Raw genomic sequence first — 20,448 nt, 5'->3', positions numbered from 1 at the left:
CCGGGGGCTCCGTCGTGCCTCAGGCCGTGGCCGAGCGGTACTTCCGCACCGCCAGCGTCCGGAATATCAGGATGATCAGCAGCGAGTAGATCAGTGACGCCCACACCGGGTGCACCATGGGCCAGGCGTCCGAGGGCGACTGTCCCGGGTTGGCGAAGAGCACCCGGCAGGCCTGCACCGTCGCGCTGAACGGGTTCCACTCGGCGATGTGCCGCAGCCACGGGGTCATGTGGCTGGTGTCCACGAACGCGTTCGAGATGAACGTCACCGGGAAGAGCCAGATCAGCCCGCCGGAGGTGGCCGCCTCGGGCGTACGGACGCTGAGGCCGATCAGGGCGCCGATCCAGGTGAACGCGTACCCCAGCAGGAGCAGCAGCCCGAAGGCGCCGAGGACCTTGCCGGCGTTGGTCTCGCCGTCCGAGCCGACGCGCCAGCCGACCAGCAGGGCGACGACGGCGAGGACCAGCAGGGTCAGCGCGGTCTGCACCAGGTCGGCGAGCGTACGGCCGGTCAGCACCGCGCCGCGCGCCATGGGCAGCGAGCGGAAACGGTCGATGAGCCCCTTGTGCATGTCGTCGGCGATGCCCGCGCCGGAGCTGGCGGTGGCGAAGGTGACGGTCTGCGCGAAGATGCCCGCCATCAGGAAGTTCTTGTAGTCGGTGGCGCTGGTGCTGCCGCCGATCTGCATGGAGCCGCCGAAGACGTAGGTGAACAGCACCACGAACATGATGGGTTGGATCAGCCCGAAGATCACCATTTCGGGGATCCGGGACATGCGGATCAGGTTCCGCTTGGCGACGACCAGCGAGTCGTGCACGGACTGGCCCAGCGCGCTGCTCGGCGCCGCGATCGGTACGGCTTCGGTGACGGCACTCACTTCGCGGCCTCCTTCTTGTGCTTGCGGTCCTTGGCGTCCGGGGTGGTGTCCGCGCCGTTCTCCTCGGCCTTCTCCTCGGCCAGGTGGCCCGTCAGGGAGAGGAAGACGTCGTCGAGGGTGGGGCGGCGCAGGCCGATGTCGTCTATCTCGATGCCGCGGGTGTCGAGTTCGCGGATGACCTCGGCGAGGAGCTTTGCGCCGCCGGTGACGGGCACGGTGAGCTTGCGGGTGTGCTCCTCGACGGTGGTGTCTCCCTTGCCGAAGCCGCGCAGCACCTCCGAGGCGATCGGGATGTGCTCGCGCTCGTGCACGACGACCTCGACGCGCTCGCCGCCGGTGCGCGCCTTGAGCTGGTCGGAGGTGCCGCGGGCGATGACCCGGCCGTGGTCGACCACCGCGATGTCGTGCGCGAGATGGTCGGCCTCCTCCAGATACTGGGTGGTCAGCAGCAGGGTCGTACCGCCGGAGACGAGCTGTTTGATGACCTCCCACAGCATCTGGCGGTTGCGCGGGTCGAGGCCGGTGGTCGGCTCGTCCATGAACATCACGGGCGGGGAGACGACGAGCGCCGCCGCCAGGTCGAGCCGGCGGCGCATGCCTCCGGAGTAGGTCTTGGCGGTGCGGTCGGCGGCGTCCGCGAGGTTGAACTGGTCGAGCAGTTGCTCGGCGCGGACCTTCGCGGCCTTGGCCTTCATCTGGTAGAGCTGGCCGACCATCTGCAGGTTCTCCCTGCCGGTCAGGTATTCGTCGACCGCGGCGAACTGGCCGGAGAGGCCGATGGACCGCCGTACCTCATTGGGCTGCTTGAGCACGTCGAGACCGGCCACCACCAGCCTGCCGCTGTCGGGGCGCAGCAGGGTGGTCAGACAGCGGACGGCCGTCGTCTTGCCCGCGCCGTTGGGCCCGAGGAGGCCCAGCACGGTGCCCTCGGGGACATCGAGGTCGACGCCGTCCAGAGCTTTCACATCGCCGAAGGTTTTCACCAGGCCTTCGGCATAGATGGCGCCTGGCATATCAGTCTCCACGTCGTCGGGGATTCTTTGGAAAGCCTAGGTTTGGGTCTTTTGTTCTGCCCACGGCAACGGCACGCTGCTCGCTGCGGGCAGTTCGAGACACACCATAACGCGATGTATCGCGAGTCTCAACGGATTTTCTCGAACGGGTGACGGGACGGGTGGGGAACGGTCGGGAAACGGGCTCCGACCTCAGTCGATGACCGTGTAGCCCGCGTCGCGCAGGGCCTGGCCGACCTCGGCGCAGTGCACCGGACCCTTCGTCTCCAGGTGCAGCTCGACCTCCGCCTCCGTGAGCCCGAGCCGAGGATCGGTCCGGACGTGGCTCACATCGAGGACGTTAGCGTCGACCACTGACAACACCCCGAGAAGCGTCGCGAGGGCCCCCGGCCGGTCCGTCAGCCGCAGCCGTACGGCCAGGTAGCGGCCCTGCGCGGACATGCCGTGGCGCAGGATGCGCTGGAGCAGCAGCGGGTCGACGTTCCCGCCGGACAGCAGCGCGACGACCGGTCCCTCGAAGCCCCGCGGGTCGCTCAGCAGCGCCGCGACCGGGCTGGCGCCGGCCGGCTCGACGACCAGCTTGGCCCGCTCCAGGCACAGCAGCAGCGCGGCGGACAGCTCGTCCTCGGTGACCGTGCGGACCTCGTCCACCAGATCGGCGACGATCCCGAACGGCACGTCACCGGGCCGCCCCACCTTGATGCCGTCGGCCATGGTCGCCGGGTGCTCGACCGACACCGGGCGGCCGGCCGCCAGCGAGGGCGGGAACGCGGCCGAGCCCGCCGCCTGCACACCCACGATCCGCACATCCGGCCGCAGCGCCTTCACGGCGACCGCGATACCGGCCGCGAGCCCGCCGCCACCGATCCCGACGACGATGGTGCGCACCTCGGGGCACTGGTCCAGGATCTCCAGGCCGACCGTGCCCTGGCCCGCGATGATGTCCGGGTGGTCGAAGGGGTGGATGAACACCGCGCCCGTCTCATGGGCGTACTCCTGCGCGGCGGCCAGCGTCTCGTCGACCACCTGGCCGTGCAGGCGCACCTCGGCGCCGTACTCCTTGGTGGCACTGATCTTCGGCAGGGGCGCGCCCACGGGCATGAACACCGTGGAGCGCACGCCCAGGAGCGCGGAGGCGAGCGCGACGCCCTGGGCGTGGTTTCCGGCGCTCGCGGCGACGACACCGGCGGCGCGCTCCTCGGGCAGCAGTCCGGCGATACGGACGTAGGCGCCGCGCAGTTTGAAGGAGCCCGTCCGCTGGAGGTTCTCGCACTTGAAGTGCACCGGCGAGCCCACGAGCTGGGTCAGATACCTGCTGCCTTCCATGCCGGTCACCCGCGCCACGCCCGTGAGCATCTTCTGTGCGCCGCGCACATCGTCCAGGGTGACGGGTCGCAAGGAGTCAGCCGTGCTGTAGCTCATGACTCAAGCATCGCAGTTCACAGCCGCGCGCCACGGCTGTGACCAAGCTCCGAGACTGGTTTGCGCAGCGCCGGTACGGGCCGCCTTCCATCCGCGTACCCTGTCCCCCAACCCAGCACCCCTTCATGAAGCGAGCCCCCGGCCATGCCCACAACACCTGAAATGTCGATGGACATGACGACCGTCGGTGAACCCGGTCTCCTCGACACGCTGCAGCACGAGGTGGCGGTCTTCGCCCGCCGTGCCGAACAGACCCGGCTCGGCGGAGTCGGACAGGTGCGCAACTCCATGGACCGCGCCGCGTATCTGCTGCTCAACCGCCTCGACAAGGAAGGCCCGATGGGCGTCAAGGCGCTCGCCGCGAGCATGGGCATCGACTCCTCGACGGTCACCCGGCAGGTGGCCCCGCTCGTCGACACCGGCCTCGTCAAGCGCACATCGCACCCGGAGGACGGCCGCGCGGTGGTGCTGCAACTGTCCCCGCGCGGGCAGGCCCGCCTGGAGGAAGTCCGTTCGTCCAGGCGTCAGTTGATGGACGAGCTGACACACGACTGGGCGCCGGAGGAGCGCGAGGCGTTCTGCACGCTCCTCACGCGCTTCAACAGCGCCCTCTCCGCGCGGATGACGGTCCCGGGCGGGGAGAATCAGTCGGCTTCCTGAGCCGGCTTCCTGAAGGGCACCACCACGCGCGCGTGGTGTACGAGTCCCGCCCTTCGTCCCGAACTCTTGACCTGGCGACAGACCTGGCCTCAGATGAAACCGGGTTGTTCAGGGGGGAGGCGCGGTGCGAGAACGGCAGGCGTCCCAAGGCGCCCGCCGGGCCCGGGAGTTCGAGGCGTTCGTCGCGGGCGCGGCAGGGCGGCTGCTGCATGCCGCCACGCTGCTCACCGCGGAGGCGCCGGACGACAACCCGCGCGCGCTACGCCTGTTGACGGTGTCCCTGGCCCACACCTACGCGTGCTGGGACCGGCTGCGCGGCGAGGACCCGTACGACCACGCCCGCCAGTACCTGGCCACCCGCTTCGCCCGTGCGGCCTGGCACCAGTACGGCGGTCTCGGCCGGGCGCGCCACCACCCCGGCAGCGCGCTGGGCGCCCTCGCGCCCCAGGAGCGTCTGATTGTCGTCCTCAGGTTCTACGAGGGGGTCGCCGAGGAGCAGGCCGCCGCGCTCCTGGGCCTCCCCACGGAACGGGTCCGGACGATCTGCGACCGGGCGACGGCCGCCCTGCTGCATCCGCCGCGCGGTCCGGTACCGAAGGTGGGCGGGGCCGAGGTGGCGCCCTCATGAGGCCACGGAGCGGGGGCACGCGCGCGTGAACAGGCCCGAGCGGGAGGCGGCCGTACGGCGGATCATGGAGCGGACTCCGCCGCAGGTGCCGCCCGAGCTGTACCCGGACATCGTGCGGCGCGGCGGCCGCATGCTGCGCCGCAGGAAGGCCGCCCGGCGGCTGATGTGGCTACTGCTGTGGACGGCGGTCGTGGCGTTCACCGTATGGGCGCTGATGGCCCATCCGTGGGTGGAGCCGCCGTCGGAGACGACTCCACCGCTGACGGGTTGGTAGGACCCGGTTGTCGGCTAGTGGACTCTGAATTAGCCCAGTGCCTGCTGGAGGTCCTCCAGGAGGTCCTGCACGTTCTCGATGCCCACGGAGAGGCGTACGAGGTCGGCGGGGACCTCCAGGGCGGAACCGGCGACGGACGCGTGCGTCATCCGCCCCGGGTGCTCGATCAGCGACTCGACACCGCCCAGGGACTCGCCGAGCGTGAACACCTTGGCGCGGTTGCAGACCTCGACGGCCGCCTCCTCGCCGCCCTCGACCCGGAAGGAGACCATGCCGCCGAAGGCCCGCATCTGCTTGGCGGCGACCTCGTGACCGGGGTGCTCCGGGAGCCCCGGGTAGAGAACGCGCGTCACGCGTGCGTGCCGGGTGAGCATGTCGGCGACCTTGGTGGCGTTCTCGCTGTGCCGGTCCATGCGCACCGACAGCGTCTTGGCGCCGCGCAGCACCAGCCAGGAGTCGAAGGGCCCGGCGACCGCGCCCATCGCGTTCTGGTGGTACGCCAACTCCTCGCCGAGCGTCTCGTCGGCGGTGACCAGCGCGCCGCCGACGACGTCCGAGTGGCCGCCCATGTACTTCGTGAGGGAGTGCACGACGACGTCCGCCCCGAGGGCGAGCGGCTGCTGGAGGTACGGCGTGGCGAAGGTGTTGTCGACGACCAGCTTCGCGCCCGCGTCCCGCGCGATCTGCGCGACGACGGCGATGTCGGTGATGCCGAGCAGCGGGTTGGAGGGGGTCTCCACCCAGACGACCTTGGTCTTCGGGGTGATGGCCGCACGGACCGCCGCCGGGTCGCTGGTGTCGGCGACCGACCACTCGACGCCCCACCGGGAGACGACCTTCGCGAACAGCCGGAAGGTGCCGCCGTACGCGTCGTTCGGGATGACGACGTGGTCGCCCGGGCTGAGCAGCGTACGCAACAGGCAGTCCTCGGCCGCCAGTCCGGACGCGAACGCGAGGCCGCGGCGACCGCCCTCGAGGGCGGCGAGGTTCTCTTCCAGGGCGGTCCTGGTGGGATTGGCGCTACGGCTGTACTCGTAGCCCCCGCGCAGGCCGCCGACGCCGTCCTGCTTGTAGGTCGAGACCTGGTAGATCGGCGGGACCACCGCGCCGGTGAGGGGATCGGCGGTGTTGCCGGCGTGGATCGCGAGAGTCTCGAAGTGCTGACTGATGTGCCTGTCGCTCATGGGGCCGAGCGTAGTGCGCCCGCGGGGCGGACGACGATCCCGGAGTTATCCACAGGGCTTCGGACCGGGTTGGCCAATTGTCGGACCCGTCTGGTTCGCTTGAGGCATGGAGATTCTCTGGGTCCTGATGGCGCTGGTCATGATGGGCTTCGTGCTGATCCCGTTCCTGCGGCGCAGGCGCGGGATGATCGAGCAGGTCGCGCCCGGCCACCCGGACGCCGCGGACCCGGCGACCTACGGCTTCGTACGCGAGGAGGAGCTGGACATCCGCATGCCCGGCCCCGACCAGGATCTGCTGGACGTCCTCGACCTGGTGCAGCGCACCCAGGACTACCGCGCGGCGGCGCAGTTGCTGGCCGGCACCGAGATCACGGGTGAGCTGCGCTGGCAGCGCGTGCAGGCCTTCGCGGGCGCCGCGTCGCTGGAGCTGCAGCAGCGGCCCGGCGGGGTGAGCGAGACGCCGGGCGGGCAGTGGCTGCGGGTGTGGCGGGCCGAGAACCCGAAGGACGCGGGCGGCACGGCCGTGCACGCGGAGTTCCTGGTGCAGCAGGCGTGGCGTACGTCGACGCGGGGGACGGACGAGTTCCGGATCATCATGGAGGAGGCGCGGACCGCGTGCGGTGAGGCGGCGCTCCTCTCCCCCGGTGACCCGGTCCCGTACATCGTCGAGCTGTCGGTGGCCCGCGGACTGACGTACACGCAGCCGGAGTTCGAGGAACTGTGGCTGAAGATCCTGGACCGCGCACCGGCCCATATGGGGGCGCATCTGGCCGCCCTGCACTACTGGTGCGAGAAGTGGCACGGCTCACGCGAGCTGGCGAACTCGTTCGCGGAGGCGGCCGCCGCACGGGCTCCCGAGGGCTCCCTCCTCGCCGCGATGCCGCTCTTCGCGGTCTTCGAGCACCTCCCCGAGGTGAACCTGGTCAGCAGCTTCTACCAGAGCGAGGTCGTGGAGAAGGCGATCCACGGCGCGCTCTTCGCCGTGCACGCGGCCCGCCCCGACGACCCGATGCTGGCGCACGTCCGTCATCTGCTGGTCTTCTTCCTGGTCCGCGCGGAGCGCTGGTCCGAGGCGATGAACCAGCTCATACACATCGACGGCCACATCGGTGCCCTGCCGTGGACCCTGTCCCCCGACCCGGCGGCGGAGTTCGCGGTCTACCGCGCCCTCGCGGTGGCGGGCTACGAGGCGAACGGCGGAAGCCCGGCGAGCCTGCCGCACTGAGCGCCGCGGCGGCCCGACGGACCGGAATTCTCGACGCCCCCCGCCCGTTCACATTGCGGCCCCACCCTGAGGCCCGTTGGGAGACCGCATGTTCCTGCACAGCCGTACGCCCCGACTGCCGACCGCCGAGCAGGCTCTGCAGGGCCGCCCGGAGCCGGTGTTCACGGTCCCCGACCGCCACACCGTCCTCGGCACCCCGCTGCTCGGCCCCTACCCCGAGCACCTGGAGATCGCCGACTTCGGCATGGGCTGCTTCTGGGGCGCCGAGCGTAAGTTCTGGCGACTCCCGGTGGGCGTGTGGACAACGCTGGTCGGCTACCAGGGCGGCTACACCGAGAACCCTCACTACGAGGAGGTCTGCTCGGGCCTGACCGGCCACACGGAGGCGGTCCGCGTGGTCTACGACCCGAAGCTGATCTCGTACGAAACACTCCTGAAGACGTTCTGGGAGTCCCACAACCCGACCCAGGGCTTCCGCCAGGGCAATGACGTGGGCACCCAGTACCGCTCGGCGATCCACCCCCACACCCCGGCCCAGACAGCCACGGCAGAAGCCTCCCGCACGGCCTATCAACGGGTCCTCACGGGCTCGGGCTTCGGCACGATCACCACGGAGATCCTGCCGGCGGAGGGCCGGGTGTTCTATCCGGCGGAGGGGTACCACCAGCAGTACCTCGACAAGAATCCGGCGGGGTACTGCGGGATCGGGGGGACGGGGGTCAAGCTAAGTACCCCGGTCGGGACCGACCGGGGGTCCTCCTGCCCAACAGGTGTTGCACCAGCTCCTGAGGCCACGGACAAGTAGCCATGCGAGCCTGAGCGCAAAACGTGCTGTAGGCAGGCCTGCCCGTGTGTAGGCCAAACTTCTACTCGATGGCAACTACCCCAAGCATCTGACACGGCAGTTGTAGTTCCGGTGTCTGTGCTGGTCGGCGGCTTGCGGGGTCGGGTGCGGGCACAGGTACGGCCATCGTGATTATGAACGTTTGTGACGACGTTTCAGGACCAGGTGGCCGTGGAGGCCACGATAGGCCAGGCCGCTTGGGGCCGGGTGTTCGGGGCGGCGATGGATGCGATCGCGGACCGCTTCGCGCGGCGTGAGACACGTGCGACGGCGGCGGAGACGATCACCGGGCTGCTGGCAGAGGTGGACAAGCGCAACTGCTGGACGCTGGCCCAGGCGTTGGGGCATCCAGGCCCGTACCGGCTGCAGCACCGGCTGTCCAGGGCGAGGTTCGACCACGACCGGGCCCGGGAGGAGATCGCCCGTCTGGTCGAGCGTGAACTCGCGGGTGCGGAGGTGGTGCTGGTCGCGGACGAGACCGGGGACGCGAAGTCATCGACCGACTGCGTCGGCGCAGGCCACCAGTAGTCCGGCGCGGTCAAAGGCGTCGGGTTATGTCAGGTCTCCGTGCACCTGGCCGCGGTCACCGAATCGGTACGGGTGGTGATCGACCGGGCCCTGTATCTCCCGAAGGACTGGGCCGTGGACGAGGAACAGGCAGACGACGTGTTCCACCCGCTTACGCGGTTCGGCGATGAGCGCTACCGGAAGAGCAGCGCAAACACTCCGATGGCAAGGGTCATCGTGGCGACGAGCGAACCTCCCCCCGCGGTCAACGCGACCAAGAGATGCCTCTGCGTGACGTAGAAGAGGAACGCGGTCGCAAGAGCGACTACAAGGGAGACCGTCGTCCAGGTGCCGTCAGCGGGGCGGGGCGTGAACGCTCGCGGGAGTTTCGGCACGACCACTGGTCTGTCTGGCTAGTCTGAGGATACGGAGTTGCGGCTGGTGGGAGGGGCAGGGCTATGGATCCGGAGACGGCTGCGCTGGTGGGCACGGCAGGAACGACATTGGTTTCCTTACTGACGACCGAGGCATGGCAGCGCACCAGGGACGGCTTTGCCGCCGTGTGGCGCCGTGCTCAGCCGGAGAGGGCCCAGGCCATTACCGCTGAGCTCGACATCACCCGAAGCGACCTGTTCACGGCCCAGGCCAGTGGCGACTCCGATACCCGCGATGAGCTCGGCGCGGAGTGGCAGGGCCGCATCCGGCGCCTGATCACCGCGCACCCCGAAGAAGCTGAGGCGCTGCGGGCGCTGATTAACGAGTTGCAGTCGCTGGCCCCCGCGGCCTCGCCGGTGACGCAGCACGCCACAGCCTTTGGGAATGCACGTGTTTATCAGGCGGGCCGCGACCAGAACTTCAACCAGCGATGAGTGGCGGCAACGAGGCACAGGCAGATGGGCGCGGGCGCATCTACCAGGCCTCGGGCGACCAACACATCATCGAACATCACCACCACGCCTCGGACTGGACCGGTCCCGACTCGGTACGTCACCCATTCGTCGGCCGTGCTCCTGTGGTGCTCCGTGACCGCATCGGTGAGATGGACCGCCTGCGGGCCGCCGTGGAGCATGGTGTCGCTAACTGCGTCTACGTCCTCCATGGCCTGGGCGGCTGCGGTAAGACCGCCGTCGCCGACGCCCTCTTCCGCCATGCCATCCACCAGGCCGGCCGCATTGGACTCTGGGTCAACGCCTCTGACCCAGCCTCCCTGCGCGCTGGCATGCTCGCCGTCGCCGCTGACCGCGGCGCCACCGATGCTGAGCTCGCCGGCGCGCGCGGCGGCCTACGCCCCGCGGCCGACCTTGTTTGGAACTACCTTGACCAGTCCGACCAGCCCTGGCTGCTCATCCTCGACAACGCTGATACCCCTGCCATCCTCCGCGATGGTGGCTGGCTGCGTACCAGCCCCGCTGGCACCGTCGTCGTCACCACCCGCCAAGCAGCAGCCCACTGGTGGCCGGGTGCTGAGCTCCTCCAATTCGGTGTCCTTCCACGCGAGGACGCCGCTCGCGTCCTCCAGGACCTCGCACCCCACGCGGGAGGCATCGAGGACGCGGCGGAGGTCGCCGACCGCCTGGGGCACCTCCCCCTCGCGCTCACCCTTGCTGGCGGTTTCCTTTCCCACCAAGTCATTGACCCTTGGACCCTCGCCGACTACGGACACAGACTCGAACGCAGCGTTGGCTTCGACCCCATCGAACTGTTAGACCGAGGAGCTGAGGTCGGCACCGGCTCCCGCCACCTGCTCAGCCGCACCTGGCAACTCTCCCTCGACTCCCTCACTACCCAAGGCCTCCCCGAAGCCACCACCCTGTTGCGCCTGCTCGCTTGTTGGTCCGGCGACCCGCTCCCCCTGAAGCTCCTCGCCAACGCCGAACTCGGCCCAGAGCTTCACCAGTCCCGCGTCGAATCAGCTCTACGAGGATTGCTCGACCACTCCCTCACCGAGCTCGTACCAGGTGGCGTGCGCTGCCTTCGCACCCACGGAATACTCCTCGACAGCGTCGCTCAAGCCACCCCAGGTGATCAACGAGAGCGCCTTGCCACGACAGCCACCCAGCTACTCAAAGACGCACTGCCAGAGGTGCCTGAACGCGGAGTTCAATCCCCCGCGGTAACCCTGCTCGCGCCACACGTTATTGAGTTGCTGCGACGGCTAGTGGACTGGGAGGCTTCCCCATCCGTTGTGGAGGGCGCAGCCAACTGTGTCCTCCGGCTCGTCATCGCTGTCCACAGATCCGGGGACTATGCCTCGGCACTCACCTTGGCAAATAAATCCGTCGAACTCGCCGCCCCGATTTTGGGCACCGACAATGTGTTTACTTTCAGGCTTCGTCAACGTGTTGGCCGCGCTATCTTCCGCCTCGGACGGTTCGAGGAATCGGAGGCCGCCTATCGGCAGATACTTGAGGACTGTGAGCGGGTACTCGGACCTGACGCTCCGGATACATTGGAAACCTGCTTGAGGATTTCAATGCCGCTCTTCAATCTTGATCGAATCCAGGAAGCGATTCTGCTGACGAAGCGGGCCGTGCAAGGCCGGGAAGCGATCCTCGGAAAACTGCACCCGCTCACGCTCATCGCACGGAGTTGGCTCCTAGAGATAGCCACGGGCCCAAGAGCGGCGGCACTTCCAGAGAGGGACGAGATACTCGCCACCGGGCCTGCCGTGATTGCAGACTGCCGTAGCGTAACCGGAGATGACCATTATATGACACTCGGAGCTGAGCTAAATTACGCGTCTGCACTTTCCAGTACGGGGAACCCGCGTGAGGCGCTACCGCACGCTCGCAGGGCCCTTGCCGGGTGTGAACGGATTTTTGGTCCCGATTACCCGATGGTGCTAAACGTACGATACGTGCTCAGCGTCACACTTTCCGACCTTGGTCGACACGCTGATGCTATCGAGCAGGCAGAGAAGCTTGTAGAAGCGCGAATTCGAGTGCTCGGACCGACGCACCCATGGACAATTATCGCCGAGGAACTCCTGACTCGGTGTCAAAGCTCCTGCGGTCCTTCGTCTTGAACGAAGTACTGCCAGGGCAGCTGTAGTTCTGGTCATGGCTGGTCTTGAAGAGCATGTCGGCGCTGGTAGCAGGCTCGTGCGATGGCTTGATGGTGGCGGCGCCAGGCCATCCGGTAGAGGATGTGTTCCGGATCCCGGACTGGTGGCATGAGGACGAACGCCCGGAGAAGTCGCACGAGTTCGGGGCAGGTCAGCGGGGCGAGGCAGGCCGGTCCGGCGGGGGCGGCTGTGGTCATGGCAGCGGCAGTCAGGGCCAGGACAGCGGATGCGGCCGGGGAGAACAGAGACCAGCGCATCCAGGAGTTCCAGCAGGTCACCTGTCCTTGGTCCAGGCCGGTGAAGGTCTTGCCGAGTTGGAAGGTCTCCTCGATCCGCCCTCGTCGGCAGATCACTTCCACATGACGCTGACTTCTCGCAGGCCGAGAGACTTGAAGTCGCACAGTTGATAGCAGCGCAGCTGAGTGTCACTTCCAAGCTTCCCGGCAGGCTGGTTGACGATCCAGATGTCCAAGCGGCAACTCGGCACTTCACAGGAAGAGCAGTTGGAGCAGAAGGGGCATGACTGCGCCCCGTCAGGAGGCCGCCCACTACCCTGAAGAACGCTGCACTCCGCCGATCCTCATGCCGCGCAGCGAGAGCCACGGCGACACGAGCGGAGGTCACCCGTCGAACTGGTTCCAGCCGAGGGCGGTATCGGCCAACGGGGCGAACGCGTCTCGAGGGGTGGCGCCGGCCCAGACACTCATGTTGCCGTCACCTACTGGGGCGGAGACGTGCACAACGAGCCCTGGGGCCGCGAAGAACCGCGCGCGGTACCAGGGACAGAACGGCGCAGGGGCACCGAGTGGAGTCCTCCGACGAGCCGCCGTACCTGTTGCGGCGTCGGTTCGTGAGGGAGTGCCAGGTAGACGGCGCCCATCGCGGCTTCGAAGCGAGCGAACCGCTCGGCCTAACTGACCGAGCGTGCATTGTGCAGGTCTCGCGTCACTTGCGTGTTACCGAGTCAAGGCCGCGGCTGTAGCCAGCGCTCCAGGTCTGGCCAGCTGTGCCTGGCACAAGGCCGCCCACTCACCCAGAGCGTTGCCTAGCTCGTTCGACAGCTTAGCCAGGTAATCGTCTGGATTGTCGGCTGCCGTTCTCGCGGCTGCTTGCAGGCACTCGATGCTCACCATCTCCATCTTCTGACCATGCACGAATTGCTTGACGCCGAATTCGCCCAACCGCCCAATGATCTTTCCGATGAACTTACCGATACACCCTTTGACCTCTGGGCTGGGATCCCCATCCCAGATCGCGTAAAGACGCACTGCCACCGCCCGCAGAGCCCCTTCCTCGGCTGGACCAGACATGGTCATTCTCACCAAGGCTTCGACGATCAGTAGTTTCGTTTTCGGGCTGAACGTTGGATCCCAGCAGCCGTCCACCACACGGGGCCAGTGCAGGGATTGGCAGGTGTCGAGTCTGGTCGCATTTCGGCAGAGCAGCTCTGCGGCGACAAGTCGTGCGCTGGGAGAGGCGGATCTGAGAGCCGCGTCGATCACAAGGATGGCTGTTTCGTGCGAGACCCTGGGCAACCTTTCGCTTCCACTCGGAGGCTCAGGTTGGCTCCCATTCGGGTCACAGGACCACAGATCGACAAGGAGAACCACCGCGAGTTCCGCCTGATCAAGCCTTGTGAGAGCCAACAACCCCGAGGCCAGTGCCGCTGGGTGTGCGGGCCCAGAATCATGGGGGGAGACGAGTTGCCCGGCACGCATCGCTGCGTCGAGCCGTAACTGCCGTTGCTGCTCATCTTGTTCGTTCCCCAGTCGCCGTTCCGTCCGGAGGTTGATTCCGTATCCGATGAGCGACACCGATGCGGTGACCAGCACTCCGATGTATGTGAGGACGGCTGCGAGCCGTGACGAATCACCCGTGCCTAGGAGTTGGCCGCTCAGCAACACCGCGGGCAGAAAGAGCGCTGCGAGCAGCGTGCCGCACGATAGGACAGTGATCGTCTTTGGTCTCTTACTCACTACGAGCCTCCATTTTTGAGGCCACGAGCAGCTCATGGTTCGTCATGATGGTGTGGACGAAACGTGATGCGCAGCAGAAGGTAGAAAATGCTCCGTTCCGTCGGCTACCGAGATCAACCATTGGGCGCAGTCAACCTTTTAGTCACCATTGCCGGAATCAGTAGCTCCGCTAACAAAGGGTTTGTGAGCACGGCTTGACATGGATCAAGCCGTCGTTCCTGTGGCTGGGGCACGAAGGCGGGGCAGGAAACCGTCCTCGCTGTCGAGATCAGCCAGGACGGCCTCGAGTGAGCCCTGCGTCATGCGGGTCTGTCGAGTTACGTCCGCGGGGTGCACCCCGACCGGGCCGACTGGCAGCGTCAGTTGAAGCATGCGCCTGCTCTCGTGCAGTGGGACCCCGAGCGGGACCTGCATCTTCAGGCCCTGCCGTACCGGTCCTTGCAACTCGGTCTCTCCGGTGAGGCCGTACGACGCTACGCGGACAAGTGGACGGTCACCATCCGCGACGTGACCCCGCTCGCCCACGAGAGACACGCCCTTGTCAGCAGTGGCGACTTGCCCTCCGCTACTCGACTGCTGTCACAGGAACGCCCTTCCGGCGACCGGCCAACTTGTTTTCTGACGAAAACGCCTTCCGTCCGAGCGCGTTCCTCGACACCCGCGGTGACGACTCCGAGCGCGTGGAGGCCCTGCGCGACGCCGTTATGGGCCAGTTTCCGGCCGACGCCGAGGAGGGCCCGTTCACGGCTGTGGCCCGCGAGGCCAGCCCGTTCTCGGCCTTGGCCTACGCGCTCGGACCTCACGCGGTACTGCGGCTGCCGGGCTGGTTCGGAGACTTCTTGTGCGCCGCCGAGCGGATCCACACGTGGATGACCGGCTTGGGTGACGATCCTGACCATGACGCGGACGAACTGGACGCCCGAGCGCCGGTCGATGTCCGTCAAGTCCTTTGGAGCGCCGCCCTGTTGAGGGTCCCTACTGTTCGTCGCGCGGTGCCACGCAGCCTCTCCCCAAAGACCAAGTGTCAAGCAATTCGACCCCGTTCGAATAAGAACGGCAGCCGCGTCCTCCCCGTCCTACGATCGCGCACATGCTGATTCGTCGGACATTACGGATGATCATCGTGTTCGCTGTGGCTCTCGCCGGAGCGATCGGGGGTGGGGTGGCGACGGCGCAGGCCGACGGGGGGCGGTCCTCTGTGGAGCGGCAGTTGTTGTTCTACAACCACTCCTACGGGGTCCTCGACCGGGAGACCGCCGACGCCATCGAACACTCCGACTACCTGCGGGAATTCGCCAACTTCCAGGTCCGTACCACGACCGGAACCGGCGGGCAGACCTGGACCGGCCGCTATCTGATGGGCCGCGAGACCTATCTGGAGCTGTTCGGAGTCGGTGACCTCGCCGGCCAGGACGGCACTCTCGGCTCCGCCGGGCTGGGCCTCTCGACCGAGCGGGACGGTGACCTGGCGACGGTCACTCAGCGGCTGAAGGACGAGGGGGTCTCCGACCCCATCGAGTTCCTCCAGACCCGGGACTTCGGTGACGGGGTGCCCGTGCCGTGGTTCGACGCCGTTCTCACCGCCAGCGAGTACGACGCGTTCGGGGCCTGGGCGATGGAGTACCGGCCGGAGTACTTCGCCGACCCTCGCGGCAACACCGAGCCGGCGAGTTTCCCCGGAGACGTCGGCCGGGAGCGCTACCTCTCCGACGACTACCAGTCCCACCTGATGCGTGACGTGACCTCGGTCCGCATCGCGGTGACCGAGGGGGACCTCGCCGACACCGTCCCGCTGCTGCGGGCCGGCGGGTTCACCGTCCGGACCGTGACGGGCGGTGGCGTCGTCGCGAAGGGCGGCGGCACCACGATCCGGCTCGACTCCGTCCCACGCGAACAAGCGGGGTACCAGCAGGTCGACCTGTCACTCAACCACCCCGTGAAGTACCGGCACGTGGAACAGATCGGCCACTCGACGCTCATTGTCGGGCCTGGCAGCCGTGCGGTGTGGACGTTCGCTGGCGACGGCACGCCGTAGAGAAGTAGACAGTTACGCGTGCGGGTGCGGTCGAAATTCAGTAGCCGTCCGGGCACGGCCGGCCGCACCCTGTACGCCATGGAAGAACCGCACCGCCGGATCCGTGCGGTCCACTCGGAATCCACGATCACCGTGTACCAGGCATACGCCCCGGAACTCGGCCTGACGGCCGTCCGCGAGGGCCGCTTTCCCGCCGCGTGGAAGCGGGACCGCATGACATGGATCAAGCCGTCGTTCCTGTGGATGATGTACCGCTGCGGCTGGGGCACGAAGACCGGGCAGGAGACCGTCCTCGCTGTCGAGATCACCCGCGACGGCTTCGAGTGGGCGCTGCGTCACGCCTGCCTGTCGAGTTATGCGAGCGGGGTGCACGCCGACCGCGCCACCTGGCAGCGTCAGCTCAAGAGTGCCCCGGCGCGGATCCAGTGGGATCCCGAACGCGACCTGCACCTGCGCCCTCTGTCGTACCGCTCCTTGCAACTCGGTCTCTCGGGTGAGGCCGTACGGCGCTACGCGGACGAATGGACGGTCGCCATCAGCGACGTGACTCCACTCGCCCGCGAGATCCACGGGCTCGTCAGCTGCGGAGAGACCGACGCGGCGGCACGGCTGCTGCCGCCGGAACGTCCCTACCCCGCCACCGACGAGCCGCGCCCCTGATCCGATCGGCGTCGACTCAGCCCTCCGCGCGTGCAGGCAGCCGCCACCCCGGCCGCGGGAAATGGCAGGTGTAGCCGTCCGGGTAGCGCTGCAGGTAGTCCTGGTGCTCGGGCTCGGCCTCCCAGAAGGGGCCGACCGGCTCCACCTCGGTGACGACCTTGCCGGGCCACAGTCCGGAGGCGTCCACGTCCGCGATCGTGTCCTCGGCTACGCGCTTCTGCTCGTCGTCCACGTAGTAGATCGCCGAGCGGTAGCTGAGGCCCATGTCGTTGCCCTGGCGGTTCTTGGTGCTCGGGTCGTGGATCTGGAAGAAGAACTCCAGGAGCGCGCGGTAGTCGGTCTTCTCGGGGTCGTAAAGGATCTCGATGGCCTCCGCGTGCGTGCCGTGGTTACGGTACGTCGCGTTCGGGACGTCACCCCCGGTGTAACCCACCCGGGTCGCCGTCACGCCCGGCAGTCGGCGGATCAGCTCCTCCATCCCCCAGAAGCATCCGCCCGCCAGCACGGCCCTCTGCGTCTGCGCAGCCATTGCGACCCTCCAGTTTCTGTCAGCTCGGTCACTCGGACCGGCATCCCGTACCCACACCCCACAACGTACGAGGGTCCCGAGCGATTCCGCGCCCGGCGGCCCACTCACCGGTCAGCAAGAAAATGCGGTTGCCCCCTGCCTCCCGATGCGGGCTAATGCCAAACATGGCTGACACGGCTGAAACGGCTGGCACCACTGGCATCCAGGGCTCCTACGACGATCTTTTCGCCGCCGTCCCCGACGCGCTCGCGGCCACCCTCGCCGACGGGGACGCGGGCGGCTCCGTCGCCGTCTTCGTGGACGGTGAGCCCGTGGTGGACGTGTGGGGTGGATTCGTGGACGCGGAGCGGACGGTTCCGTGGGAGCGGGACACGATCGTCAACGTCTTCTCCGTCACGAAAACGATGACCGCGCTGTGTGCGCTGATCCTGGCCGACCGCGGCGAGCTGGACGTGGACGCGCCGGTCGCTCGGTACTGGCCGGAGTTCGCCGCCGCGGGCAAGGACGGGGTCCTGGTACGGCATCTGCTGTCGCACACCGCGGGGCTGCCCGACTGGTTCGGCAGCGTCGAGGAGATCTACGACTGGTCCGCCGCCACGGCCCGGCTGGCCGGCCAGGCTCCGGAGTGGGAGCCGGGCAGCGCGGCCGGTTACCACTCGCTCACCCAGGGATTCCTGGTGGGCGAGGTCGTACGCCGGATCACGGGCCGGAGTGTGGGTGAGTACTTCGCCGCCGAGGTGGCCGGACCGCTCGGCGCGGACTTCCACATCGGACTGGCCGCCGAGCACGACCACCGCGTGGGGCTCACGATCCCACCGCCCGGCAAGGACGAGGGCTACACCGCGAGCGCGCCCGGCGCCGATGCGAGCCTGCCCCGTGCGACCGCGTTCCGGGTCCGTGACGGCAACAGCGTGGCCTGGCGGCGCGCGCAGATCCCCGCGGCGAGCGGCTTCGGCAACGCCCGTTCGGTCGCCCGTGTGCAGTCGGTGATGGCGGGCGGCGGTGCGACGGCCGGGGTGCGGCTGCTGTCGGAGGCCGGATGTGAGCGTGCGTGGGTGGAGCAGTTCAGCGGCGAGGACCGGCGGCTGGGGATGTCCGTGCGCTGGGGCCTCGGATACGGCCTCTTCGGCAGCAGCTACGGATGGGGCGGCTGGGGCGGTGCCCTGGTCATGGTCGAGCCCGCGGCCCGGATGGCGGTGGCGTACGTACCGAACCAGATGCGCGAGCCGGCGCTGGACACCCGGGGGATGGAGGTCGTCATGTCCGTCTACGACGGGCTGACGGGCCTGCGCGGCTGAGCTCGGCAGGCAACCACCGGAGGTCCGTCGCCCACGTCTCCGCGTGGGGCCATCACGCCCCAACCTCCCCATCCGCCCCATCCGGCTCAGTACCGCGCCGGATACTCCAGCAGCGACGGATACACCGCGCTCGGTACCCCGTCCACCGTCGCGCCCGCGTACTTCAGCATGCTGCCGACCCGCTGGTTGAGGTCGTAGGGGAAGTTGAGCGTGGGGGCGGACACCTCGTCCAGGGTGGCCGTCTGGGCCGGGGTGAGGTGGAGGTCCAGGGCGGTGAGGTTGGCCTCCAGGTGAGCCAGGGTGCGTGGGCCGATGAGGGTCGAGGTGATCCCGGGGCGGGACTGGACCCACGACAGGGCCGCGGCGGCGGAGGTCGTGCCCGCGTCCGCGGCGACCTCGGCCAGGGCGTCGATCACCTTGAACTGGGCGGCGGTTGGAGCACCGAGGATCGCGGCACGCTTGCTGTCGACGGGAGTTGAGTCGTCCCGGGTGTAACGCCCGGACAGGTAACCGCTCTTGAGCGGGCCCCACGGCAGCATTCCCATCCCCGCGTCCTGGGCCAGCGGGATCAACTCGCCCTCGATGGTGCGCTCCAGCAGGGAGTACTCCATCTGGAGCGCGGTGACCGGAGTCCAGTCCCGCAGCAGCGCCATGGTGTGGGCCTTGGCGGTGAACCAGGCGGGTGTGTCGGAGAAGCCGACGTAGCGGATCTTGCCCGCCGTCACCAGGTCGTCCAGGGTGCGCAGGGTCTCCTCGATCGGCGTCGAACGGTCGTGGTTGTGCAGCCAGTAGAGGTCGATGTAGTCGGTACGCAGGCGGCGCAGCGAGTCCTCCAACTGGCCAACGATCGCCTTGCGGCTCGCGCCGCCGCCGTTGGGGTCGCCGAGGTGGAGGTTGCCGTAGAACTTGGTGGCGAGGACGATCCGGTCGCGCAGGCCGGGGTGGGCGGTGAAGTAGTCGCCGAGGATCGCCTCCGAGTGACCGTTCGTGTAGAAGTTCGCGGTGTCGACGAAGTTGCCGCCGCGGTCGAGGTAGGTCCCCAGGATCTTCTCGGACTCCTCGACGTCACAGCCGAAGCCGCCCTCCTCGCCGAAGTTCATCGCCCCGAGACAGAAGGGGCTCACCTTGAGGCCGGAACGGCCGAGACCGACGTACGAGTCGAGTGTGTCGTGTGCCATGAAAATGCTCCTGCGGAGAGTGGGCGGGAAACCGACTCCTCGATGACACCACTGTGAGCAGGCATGTTGTTAGGGCGATACCATCGGGCTCTTGCACGATCCTGCCGATTCGAGGAGGCACATCGTGGACGACTCGGAAGCGCGGCTGCTCGAGATGCGTACCCTGATCGAGCGGCACGCCTCCCGGCCCCCGGCCGTCGACGGTCTGCTGCTGGGCAGGGCGGACCGGCCCCAGGTGCCGACCGCGAGCCTCGCCCGTCCCGTGCTGGCGATCGTCGCACAGGGCTCGAAGCGGCTCACGCTGGGCGACCGGGTGCACGACTACGGCGCCGGTCAGTATCTGGTCGTGTCGGTGGACCTGCCGGTCGCCGGGCACTACACACGGGCCACGCCCGAGGAACCGTTCCTCGCCTGCGGACTCGCCCTCGAACCCGCGAAGATCGCCTCACTGCTGCTCGACGCCGGAACCGAACCGCTCACCCTCCCCCGCCGCTCGACCCCACACGGTCTCGCCGTGTGCGACGCGCCCTTCGAACTCCTCGACGCGGCCGTCCGGTTGCTACGGCTGCTCGAGCGTCCCGGCGACGCGCGGATGCTCGCGCCGCTGATCGAGAAGGAGATCCTGTGGCGACTGATCACCGGTGAACAGGGCCCGCTGGTACGGCAGATCGGGCTCGCCGACAGTCAACTCACCCATATCGGCAGGGCCATTCGCTGGATCCGCGACCATCACGCGGAGACCCTGCGCATCGAGGACCTGGCCCGGCTTGCCGGGATGAGCGCCTCCCCCTTCCACCGCCACTTCCGCGCGGTGACCGCGCTGACCCCGATCCAGTACCAGAAGCGGATCCGGTTGCAGGAGGCCCGGTTGCTGCTGATGAGCAGCGCGGAGGACGTCGCCGGTGTCGGTTTCGCGGTCGGTTACGACAGCGCGTCGCAGTTCAGCCGCGAATACCGGCGCCACTTCGGCAGGCCGCCCGGGCAGGACGCGGTACGGCTGCGGGGCGCGGCGCGGTTGGAGACGACGGGCGCGGACGCGGGCCGCCTGTGACCTCCATGGAGGGCGTTCGTCTT

General features: G+C 68.1%; 20 protein-coding genes and 1 pseudogene. 13 read left to right on the top strand and 8 right to left on the bottom strand.

The features are described 5' to 3' along the window. Positions 1 to 19: 19 nt before the first annotated feature. The 3 genes from ABZT04_RS06305 to ilvA form a co-directional block, all read right to left on the bottom strand. Positions 20 to 877 (bottom strand): ABC transporter permease, encoded by an 858-nt coding sequence (locus ABZT04_RS06305; RefSeq protein ID WP_355903392.1) that lies wholly within the window; start codon positions 875 to 877, stop codon positions 20 to 22. After that, positions 874 to 1,890 (bottom strand): ATP-binding cassette domain-containing protein, encoded by a 1,017-nt coding sequence (locus ABZT04_RS06300; RefSeq protein ID WP_355903389.1) that lies wholly within the window; start codon positions 1,888 to 1,890, stop codon positions 874 to 876. Before ABZT04_RS06300 ends, ABZT04_RS06305 begins: the two co-directional genes overlap by 4 nt. 192 nt (positions 1,891 to 2,082) lie before the next feature. Next, positions 2,083 to 3,312 (bottom strand): threonine ammonia-lyase, encoded by a 1,230-nt coding sequence (ilvA, locus tag ABZT04_RS06295; RefSeq protein WP_356053512.1) that lies wholly within the window; start codon positions 3,310 to 3,312, stop codon positions 2,083 to 2,085. 162 nt (positions 3,313 to 3,474) lie between these two features. Between ilvA and ABZT04_RS06290 the strand changes: the two genes are divergently transcribed. The 3 genes from ABZT04_RS06290 (at position 3,475) to ABZT04_RS06280 (ending at position 4,874) form a co-directional block, all read left to right on the top strand. Continuing rightward, positions 3,475 to 3,972, top strand: a complete 498-nt coding sequence (locus tag ABZT04_RS06290) for a MarR family transcriptional regulator (protein WP_356053510.1) — start codon at positions 3,475 to 3,477, stop codon at positions 3,970 to 3,972. Between the two features lie 124 nt (positions 3,973 to 4,096). After that, a complete protein-coding gene (locus tag ABZT04_RS06285) occupies positions 4,097 to 4,600 on the top strand; it encodes a sigma factor-like helix-turn-helix DNA-binding protein (protein ID WP_356053508.1) in 504 nt (167 codons plus the stop codon). A gap of 25 nt (positions 4,601 to 4,625) precedes the next feature. Continuing rightward, entirely contained in the window at positions 4,626 to 4,874 is a 249-nt protein-coding gene (locus tag ABZT04_RS06280; protein WP_356053506.1) for a hypothetical protein, read from the top strand. Between the two features lie 29 nt (positions 4,875 to 4,903). Here ABZT04_RS06280 and ABZT04_RS06275 read toward each other — a convergent pair whose 3' ends face one another. Next, positions 4,904 to 6,058 carry a cystathionine gamma-synthase gene (locus ABZT04_RS06275; RefSeq protein WP_356053504.1) on the bottom strand — a complete coding sequence of 385 codons (1,155 nt, stop codon included), beginning with the start codon at positions 6,056 to 6,058 and terminating at the stop codon, positions 4,904 to 4,906. Between the two features lie 106 nt (positions 6,059 to 6,164). On the opposite strand from ABZT04_RS06275, the gene ABZT04_RS06270 reads away from it, so the two are divergent. The 5 genes from ABZT04_RS06270 to ABZT04_RS06250 all read left to right on the top strand — a co-directional run bounded on the left by ABZT04_RS06270 (position 6,165) and on the right by ABZT04_RS06250 (position 11,659). Next, positions 6,165 to 7,283, top strand: coding sequence for a hypothetical protein (locus ABZT04_RS06270; protein WP_356053502.1), 1,119 nt, complete (start codon positions 6,165 to 6,167; stop codon positions 7,281 to 7,283). Positions 7,284 to 7,371: 88 nt separating this feature from the next. Continuing rightward, positions 7,372 to 8,088 carry a peptide-methionine (S)-S-oxide reductase MsrA gene (gene msrA / locus ABZT04_RS06265; protein ID WP_356053499.1) on the top strand — a complete coding sequence of 239 codons (717 nt, stop codon included), beginning with the start codon at positions 7,372 to 7,374 and terminating at the stop codon, positions 8,086 to 8,088. Positions 8,089 to 8,271: 183 nt separating this feature from the next. Further along, positions 8,272 to 8,655 carry a transposase gene (locus ABZT04_RS06260; protein ID WP_356053497.1) on the top strand — a complete coding sequence of 128 codons (384 nt, stop codon included), beginning with the start codon at positions 8,272 to 8,274 and terminating at the stop codon, positions 8,653 to 8,655. 437 nt (positions 8,656 to 9,092) lie between these two features. Then, on the top strand, positions 9,093 to 9,503 hold the full coding sequence (locus ABZT04_RS06255) for a hypothetical protein (protein ID WP_356053495.1): 411 nt from the start codon (positions 9,093 to 9,095) through the stop codon (positions 9,501 to 9,503). Beyond that, positions 9,500 to 11,659, top strand: coding sequence for a tetratricopeptide repeat protein (locus ABZT04_RS06250; protein WP_356053493.1), 2,160 nt, complete (start codon positions 9,500 to 9,502; stop codon positions 11,657 to 11,659). Before ABZT04_RS06255 ends, ABZT04_RS06250 begins: the two co-directional genes overlap by 4 nt. Positions 11,660 to 11,691: 32 nt before the next feature. On the opposite strand, the gene ABZT04_RS06245 is transcribed toward ABZT04_RS06250, so the two are convergent. Continuing rightward, on the bottom strand, positions 11,692 to 12,051 hold the full coding sequence (locus tag ABZT04_RS06245) for a hypothetical protein (RefSeq protein ID WP_356053491.1): 360 nt from the start codon (positions 12,049 to 12,051) through the stop codon (positions 11,692 to 11,694). A 603-nt stretch (positions 12,052 to 12,654) separates the two neighbouring features. After that, positions 12,655 to 13,674, bottom strand: coding sequence for a hypothetical protein (locus ABZT04_RS06240; RefSeq protein WP_356053489.1), 1,020 nt, complete (start codon positions 13,672 to 13,674; stop codon positions 12,655 to 12,657). 194 nt (positions 13,675 to 13,868) lie between these two features. On the opposite strand from ABZT04_RS06240, the pseudogene ABZT04_RS06235 reads away from it, so the two are divergent. The 3 genes and pseudogenes from ABZT04_RS06235 to ABZT04_RS06225 form a co-directional block, all read left to right on the top strand. After that, a pseudogene (locus tag ABZT04_RS06235) lies at positions 13,869 to 14,268 on the top strand (DUF4291 family protein); the annotation flags it as partial. Positions 14,269 to 14,788: 520 nt separating this feature from the next. After that, complete coding sequence (locus ABZT04_RS06230; protein ID WP_356053487.1) at positions 14,789 to 15,709, top strand: DUF5829 family protein; 921 nt, start codon at positions 14,789 to 14,791, stop codon at positions 15,707 to 15,709. A 78-nt stretch (positions 15,710 to 15,787) separates the two neighbouring features. Beyond that, complete coding sequence (locus ABZT04_RS06225) at positions 15,788 to 16,369, top strand: DUF4291 domain-containing protein (protein ID WP_356053485.1); 582 nt, start codon at positions 15,788 to 15,790, stop codon at positions 16,367 to 16,369. A 16-nt stretch (positions 16,370 to 16,385) separates the two neighbouring features. Here the strand turns inward: ABZT04_RS06225 and msrA (ABZT04_RS06220) are convergent, their stop codons facing one another. After that, positions 16,386 to 16,898, bottom strand: a complete 513-nt coding sequence (gene msrA / locus ABZT04_RS06220) for a peptide-methionine (S)-S-oxide reductase MsrA (protein WP_355903353.1) — start codon at positions 16,896 to 16,898, stop codon at positions 16,386 to 16,388. Positions 16,899 to 17,062: 164 nt separating this feature from the next. Between msrA (ABZT04_RS06220) and ABZT04_RS06215 the strand changes: the two genes are divergently transcribed. Further along, positions 17,063 to 18,196, top strand: coding sequence for a serine hydrolase domain-containing protein (locus ABZT04_RS06215; RefSeq protein WP_356053483.1), 1,134 nt, complete (start codon positions 17,063 to 17,065; stop codon positions 18,194 to 18,196). Positions 18,197 to 18,282: 86 nt separating this feature from the next. Here ABZT04_RS06215 and ABZT04_RS06210 read toward each other — a convergent pair whose 3' ends face one another. Further along, complete coding sequence (locus tag ABZT04_RS06210; RefSeq protein WP_356053481.1) at positions 18,283 to 19,374, bottom strand: aldo/keto reductase; 1,092 nt, start codon at positions 19,372 to 19,374, stop codon at positions 18,283 to 18,285. Positions 19,375 to 19,528: 154 nt separating this feature from the next. Between ABZT04_RS06210 and ABZT04_RS06205 the strand changes: the two genes are divergently transcribed. Then, positions 19,529 to 20,425, top strand: coding sequence for an AraC family transcriptional regulator (locus tag ABZT04_RS06205; RefSeq protein WP_356053850.1), 897 nt, complete (start codon positions 19,529 to 19,531; stop codon positions 20,423 to 20,425). Positions 20,426 to 20,448 lie beyond the last annotated feature (23 nt).

The organism is Streptomyces sp. NPDC005492 (assembly GCF_040605995.1).
Lineage (GTDB): Bacteria > Actinomycetota > Actinomycetes > Streptomycetales > Streptomycetaceae > Streptomyces.
This window is presented reverse-complemented; position numbering and strand designations above follow the sequence as displayed.

What these genes read in the sequence shown, in the direction of transcription:
- ABZT04_RS06300 (WP_355903389.1), bottom strand. Translation starts at nt 1,890, where the DNA reads ATGCCAGGCGCCATCTATGCCGAAGGCCTGGTGAAAACCTTCGGCGAT.
- ilvA (WP_356053512.1), bottom strand. Translation starts at nt 3,312, where the DNA reads ATGAGCTACAGCACGGCTGACTCCTTGCGACCCGTCACCCTGGACGAT.
- ABZT04_RS06290 (WP_356053510.1), top strand. Translation starts at nt 3,475, where the DNA reads ATGTCGATGGACATGACGACCGTCGGTGAACCCGGTCTCCTCGACACG.
- ABZT04_RS06275 (WP_356053504.1), bottom strand. Translation starts at nt 6,058, where the DNA reads ATGAGCGACAGGCACATCAGTCAGCACTTCGAGACTCTCGCGATCCAC.
- ABZT04_RS06270 (WP_356053502.1), top strand. Translation starts at nt 6,165, where the DNA reads ATGGAGATTCTCTGGGTCCTGATGGCGCTGGTCATGATGGGCTTCGTG.
- msrA (WP_356053499.1), top strand. Translation starts at nt 7,372, where the DNA reads ATGTTCCTGCACAGCCGTACGCCCCGACTGCCGACCGCCGAGCAGGCT.
- ABZT04_RS06255 (WP_356053495.1), top strand. Translation starts at nt 9,093, where the DNA reads ATGGATCCGGAGACGGCTGCGCTGGTGGGCACGGCAGGAACGACATTG.
- ABZT04_RS06250 (WP_356053493.1), top strand. Translation starts at nt 9,500, where the DNA reads ATGAGTGGCGGCAACGAGGCACAGGCAGATGGGCGCGGGCGCATCTAC.
- ABZT04_RS06230 (WP_356053487.1), top strand. Translation starts at nt 14,789, where the DNA reads ATGATCATCGTGTTCGCTGTGGCTCTCGCCGGAGCGATCGGGGGTGGG.
- ABZT04_RS06225 (WP_356053485.1), top strand. Translation starts at nt 15,788, where the DNA reads ATGGAAGAACCGCACCGCCGGATCCGTGCGGTCCACTCGGAATCCACG.
- msrA (WP_355903353.1), bottom strand. Translation starts at nt 16,898, where the DNA reads ATGGCTGCGCAGACGCAGAGGGCCGTGCTGGCGGGCGGATGCTTCTGG.
- ABZT04_RS06215 (WP_356053483.1), top strand. Translation starts at nt 17,063, where the DNA reads ATGGCTGACACGGCTGAAACGGCTGGCACCACTGGCATCCAGGGCTCC.
- ABZT04_RS06210 (WP_356053481.1), bottom strand. Translation starts at nt 19,374, where the DNA reads ATGGCACACGACACACTCGACTCGTACGTCGGTCTCGGCCGTTCCGGC.
- ABZT04_RS06205 (WP_356053850.1), top strand. Translation starts at nt 19,529, where the DNA reads ATGCGTACCCTGATCGAGCGGCACGCCTCCCGGCCCCCGGCCGTCGAC.